The sequence below is a fragment of the Variovorax sp. JS1663 genome (assembly GCF_002157355.1).
GTDB lineage: Bacteria > Pseudomonadota > Gammaproteobacteria > Burkholderiales > Burkholderiaceae_C > Variovorax.
This window is the reverse complement of sequence record NZ_LYMK01000098.1, coordinates 1-5,622: the sequence shown is the minus strand read 5'-3', so window position 1 is coordinate 5,622 and position 5,622 is coordinate 1. Positions and strand designations below refer to the sequence as shown.

The 5,622-nt window shown below is 51.9% G+C and carries 2 tRNA genes and 3 rRNA genes; all 5 read right to left on the bottom strand.

From position 1 onward, the window contains the following. Window positions 1-62: 62 nt before the first annotated feature. Window positions 63-175: ribosomal RNA gene (rrf, locus tag A8M77_RS34640) — 5S ribosomal RNA — on the bottom strand. A 118-nt stretch (window positions 176-293) separates the two neighbouring features. Continuing rightward, window positions 294-3,164 (bottom strand): 23S ribosomal RNA (locus A8M77_RS34635). Between the two features lie 302 nt (window positions 3,165-3,466). Continuing rightward, window positions 3,467-3,542: transfer RNA gene (locus tag A8M77_RS34630), tRNA-Ala, on the bottom strand. Between the two features lie 28 nt (window positions 3,543-3,570). Continuing rightward, a tRNA-Ile gene (locus tag A8M77_RS34625) sits at window positions 3,571-3,647 on the bottom strand. A 71-nt stretch (window positions 3,648-3,718) separates the two neighbouring features. Then, a 16S ribosomal RNA gene (locus tag A8M77_RS34620) occupies window positions 3,719-5,253 on the bottom strand. The 16S, 23S and 5S rRNA genes sit together here with 2 tRNA genes alongside, the layout of an rRNA operon. Between the last annotated feature and the right edge of the window lie 369 nt (window positions 5,254-5,622).

Genomic DNA, 5,622 nt, shown 5'->3' with positions numbered 1-5,622 from the left:
TTTCGATTCTCTAAAACAAAAAGCCCAACCTTGCGGGGTTGGGCTTTTTGAGGGCTGTAAGAGCCTGACGATGACCTACTTTCACACGGGAACCCGCACTATCATCGGCGCTGAGGCGTTTCACTGTCCTGTTCGGGATGGGAAGGAGTGGGACCACCTCGCTATGGTCATCAGGCATAAAGGGTTGCTGTCCTGGTTTTGGGTCAGGACGGCGAATTCATAGAGTTGGAATCAGCTTTGTCTGTTTGATTGCGTCACTTGGCATAACAACTTGATCGACTGATCAAAGTTATAGGGTCAAGCCGCACGAGCAATTAGTATCGGTTAGCTTAACGCATTACTGCGCTTCCACACCCGACCTATCAACGTCCTGGTCTAGAACGACTCTTCAGGGGGCTCGAGGCCCCGGCAGATCTCATCTTGAAACGAGTTTCCCGCTTAGATGCTTTCAGCGGTTATCTCTTCCACACTTAGCTACTCGGCAATGCCACTGGCGTGACAACCGATACACCAGAGGTGTGTCCACTCCGGTCCTCTCGTACTAGGAGCAGGCTTCCTCAAATCTGCAGCGCCCACGGAAGATAGGGACCAAACTGTCTCACGACGTTTTAAACCCAGCTCACGTACCTCTTTAAATGGCGAACAGCCATACCCTTGGGACCGGCTACAGCCCCAGGATGAGATGAGCCGACATCGAGGTGCCAAACACCGCCGTCGATATGAACTCTTGGGCGGTATCAGCCTGTTATCCCCAGAGTACCTTTTATCCGTTGAGCGATGGCCCTTCCATACAGAACCACCGGATCACTATGTCCTGCTTTCGCATCTGCTCGACTTGTCAGTCTCGCAGTTAAGCACGCTTATGCCATTGCACTATCGTCACGATGTCCGACCGTAACTAGCGTACCTTCGAACTCCTCCGTTACGCTTTGGGAGGAGACCGCCCCAGTCAAACTGCCTACCATGCACTGTCCCCGATCCAGATAATGGACCTAGGTTAGAACCTCAAACGCACCAGGGTGGTATTTCAACGTTGGCTCCATGCGATCTAGCGACCGCACTTCAAAGCCTCCCACCTATCCTACACAGATCCGTTCAAAGTCCAATACAAAGCTACAGTAAAGGTTCATGGGGTCTTTCCGTCTTTCCGCGGGGAGATTGCATCATCACAAACATTTCAACTTCGCTGAGTCTCAGGAGGAGACAGTGTGGCCATCGTTACGCCATTCGTGCAGGTCGGAACTTACCCGACAAGGAATTTCGCTACCTTAGGACCGTTATAGTTACGGCCGCCGTTTACTGGGACTTCAATCAAGAGCTTGCACCCCATCATTTAATCTTCCAGCACCGGGCAGGCGTCACACCCTATACGTCCACTTTCGTGTTTGCAGAGTGCTGTGTTTTTAATAAACAGTCGCAGCCACCGATTTTTTGCAACCCGTTCATGCTCCGTTGTTCACTTCACACTAATAGGGCACACCTTCTTCCGAAGTTACGGTGTCAATTTGCCGAGTTCCTTCTCCTGAGTTCTCTCAAGCGCCTTAGAATACTCATCTCGCGCACCAGTGTCGGTTTGCGGTACGGTCGTGTGCAGCTGAAGCTTAGTGGCTTTTCCTGGAACCTCGTTCATTCACTTCGCGAGCAAGCTCGCTCGATCACTGGCCTCGGTATATGTCAGGCGGATTTGCCTACCTGACGCCTACATCCAGCTAAACCGGGACATCCAACACCCGGATGAACTATTAAGATCCGTCCCCACATCGCACTACACATCGGTACAGGAATATTGACCTGTTTCCCATCAGCTACGCATCTCTGCCTCGCCTTAGGGGCCGACTCACTCTACGCCGATGAACGTTGCGTAGAAAACCTTGCGCTTACGGCGAGGGGGCTTTTCACCCCCTTTAACGCTACTCATGTCAGCATTCGCACTTCTGATACCTCCAGCACGCTTTACAACGCACCTTCACAGGCTTACAGAACGCTCTCCTACCACGCACAGTAAACTGTGCATCCGCAGCTTCGGTAACTGGCTTAGCCCCGTTACATCTTCCGCGCAGGACGACTCGATCAGTGAGCTATTACGCTTTCTTTAAATGATGGCTGCTTCTAAGCCAACATCCTGACTGTTTTAGCCTTCCCACTTCGTTTCCCACTTAGCCAATTTTAGGGACCTTAGCTGGCGGTCTGGGTTGTTTCCCTCTTGAGTCCGGACGTTAGCACCCGGTGCTCTGTCTCCCAAGCTCTACTCTTCGGTATTCGGAGTTTGCCTTGGTTTGGTAAGTCGCCATGACCCCCTAGCCAAAACAGTGCTCTACCCCCGAAGGTAATACTTGAGGCACTACCTAAATAGTTTTCGGAGAGAACCAGCTATTTCCAAGTTTGTTTAGCCTTTCACCCCTATCCACAGCTCATCCGCTAGTTTTGCAACACTAGTCGGTTCGGACCTCCAGTACCTGTTACGGCACCTTCATCCTGGCCATGGATAGATCACTTGGTTTCGGGTCTACACCCAGCGACTGGACGCCCTATTCGGACTCGATTTCTCTACGGCTTCCCTATTCGGTTAACCTTGCCACTGAATGTAAGTCGCTGACCCATTATACAAAAGGTACGCCGTCACCCTTGCGGGCTCCGACTTTTTGTAAGCATGCGGTTTCAGGATCTATTTCACTCCCCTCCCGGGGTTCTTTTCGCCTTTCCCTCACGGTACTAGTTCACTATCGGTCGATGATGAGTATTTAGCCTTGGAGGATGGTCCCCCCATCTTCAGACAGGATTTCTCGTGTCCCGCCCTACTTTTCGCTAGCTCAGTACCACACAAGTCTTTTCACGTACGGGGCTATCACCCACTATGGCCGACCTTTCCAAGCCGTTCCGTTAAGTCTTGCGCTATCACTAGCAGGCTCTTCCGATTTCGCTCGCCACTACTTTCGGAATCTCGGTTGATGTCTTTTCCTCGAGCTACTGAGATGTTTCAGTTCACCCGGTTCGCCTCGTTACCCTATGTATTCAGATAACGATACCTTTCGGTGGGTTTCCCCATTCGGAAATCTCCGGATCAAAGCTAATTTGCCAGCTCCCCGAAGCTTATCGCAGGCTATCACGTCCTTCGTCGCCTATCATCGCCAAGGCATCCACCACATGCTCTTATTCACTTGACCCTATAACTTTGACGTCTCTTCACAGAGACCAAAGCCTATCAAGGAATATGTCAGGTCTTTCACCTGACGCGTTATGCCGTCTTCAGCTCGAATTGCTTCGAAGTGAAGTTCATTTGACGCAATCAAAAATTCATGCTGCCGACGGCACGGTGAGCTTTCGCTCTTTCCGCCGGCAACGCTGATTCGACTCTATGAATTTTTAAAGAACAGCCGATTGATCGAACAATCTCGATCAACAACAAAGAAGCCTCGCGTTCGCACGCAAAGCCGCTTTGGTGTTGAAGAAATATCTACCAGGGTGTTGGTGGAGGATGACGGGATCGAACCGACGACCCCCTGCTTGCAAAGCAGGTGCTCTCCCAGCTGAGCTAATCCCCCGATGTCCTCTCACTTGGATATCAGAAGATGGTGGGTCTAGTTGGGCTCGAACCAACGACCCCCGCCTTATCAAGACGGTGCTCTAACCAGCTGAGCTACAGACCCATAAGTCGATCACTCGACCTCTTCCAACAACCGATAAGTGTGGGCGTTCAATTTGAACGACTGTTTTCCAGAAAGGAGGTGATCCAGCCGCACCTTCCGATACGGCTACCTTGTTACGACTTCACCCCAGTCACGAACCCTGCCGTGGTAATCGCCCTCCTTGCGGTTAGGCTAACTACTTCTGGCAGAACCCGCTCCCATGGTGTGACGGGCGGTGTGTACAAGACCCGGGAACGTATTCACCGTGACATTCTGATCCACGATTACTAGCGATTCCGACTTCACGCAGTCGAGTTGCAGACTGCGATCCGGACTACGACTGGTTTTATGGGATTAGCTCCCCCTCGCGGGTTGGCAACCCTTTGTACCAGCCATTGTATGACGTGTGTAGCCCCACCTATAAGGGCCATGAGGACTTGACGTCATCCCCACCTTCCTCCGGTTTGTCACCGGCAGTCTCATTAGAGTGCCCAACTGAATGTAGCAACTAATGACAAGGGTTGCGCTCGTTGCGGGACTTAACCCAACATCTCACGACACGAGCTGACGACAGCCATGCAGCACCTGTGTTACGGTTCTCTTTCGAGCACTAAGCCATCTCTGGCAAATTCCGTACATGTCAAAGGTGGGTAAGGTTTTTCGCGTTGCATCGAATTAAACCACATCATCCACCGCTTGTGCGGGTCCCCGTCAATTCCTTTGAGTTTCAACCTTGCGGCCGTACTCCCCAGGCGGTCAACTTCACGCGTTAGCTTCGTTACTGAGTCAGTGAAGACCCAACAACCAGTTGACATCGTTTAGGGCGTGGACTACCAGGGTATCTAATCCTGTTTGCTCCCCACGCTTTCGTGCATGAGCGTCAGTGCAGGCCCAGGGGATTGCCTTCGCCATCGGTGTTCCTCCGCATATCTACGCATTTCACTGCTACACGCGGAATTCCATCCCCCTCTGCCGCACTCCAGCAATGCAGTCACAGATGCAGTTCCCAGGTTGAGCCCGGGGATTTCACAACTGTCTTACATCACCGCCTGCGCACGCTTTACGCCCAGTAATTCCGATTAACGCTCGCACCCTACGTATTACCGCGGCTGCTGGCACGTAGTTAGCCGGTGCTTATTCTTACGGTACCGTCATGAGCCCTCTTTATTAGAAAGAGCCTTTTCGTTCCGTACAAAAGCAGTTTACAACCCGAAGGCCTTCATCCTGCACGCGGCATGGCTGGATCAGGCTTGCGCCCATTGTCCAAAATTCCCCACTGCTGCCTCCCGTAGGAGTCTGGGCCGTGTCTCAGTCCCAGTGTGGCTGGTCGTCCTCTCAGACCAGCTACAGATCGCAGGCTTGGTAGGCCTTTACCCCACCAACTACCTAATCTGCCATCGGCCGCTCCATTCGCGCAAGGCCCGAAGGTCCCCTGCTTTCATCCGTAGATCTCATGCGGTATTAGCACAGCTTTCGCTGCGTTATCCCCCACGATTGGGCACGTTCCGATGTATTACTCACCCGTTCGCCACTCGCCACCAGGATTGCTCCCGTGCTGCCGTTCGACTTGCATGTGTAAGGCATGCCGCCAGCGTTCAATCTGAGCCAGGATCAAACTCTATAGTTCGATCTTGAATTTAACGTCTCTCGCGAGACAAACTCATAAAAACGGAATTGAAGTGAACTTCACTTCTATTCTCATGAGCATTTGAAAGCCTAAAAGGCTTCAGTTCCGAAGAACTTGGCCATTCGCCTCAAACGCCCACGCTTATCGGCTGTATGTTTTTAACGATCCCCAGCAGTCCAAGCTCTTCACTCTTTCTGCCAACCTCGCTGCGATCAGCGAAGCCTTAGATTATGACACGGTTTTTGAAGAACCATCTAACTTTTTTGAAGAAATTTTTTCAAACCCCTCCTCATCACGCCCCAGACTCGCCAGCCACCCAAGCCACCAACACCTCACAGCATCGATACCCAAACAACTAACCGCGTCCAT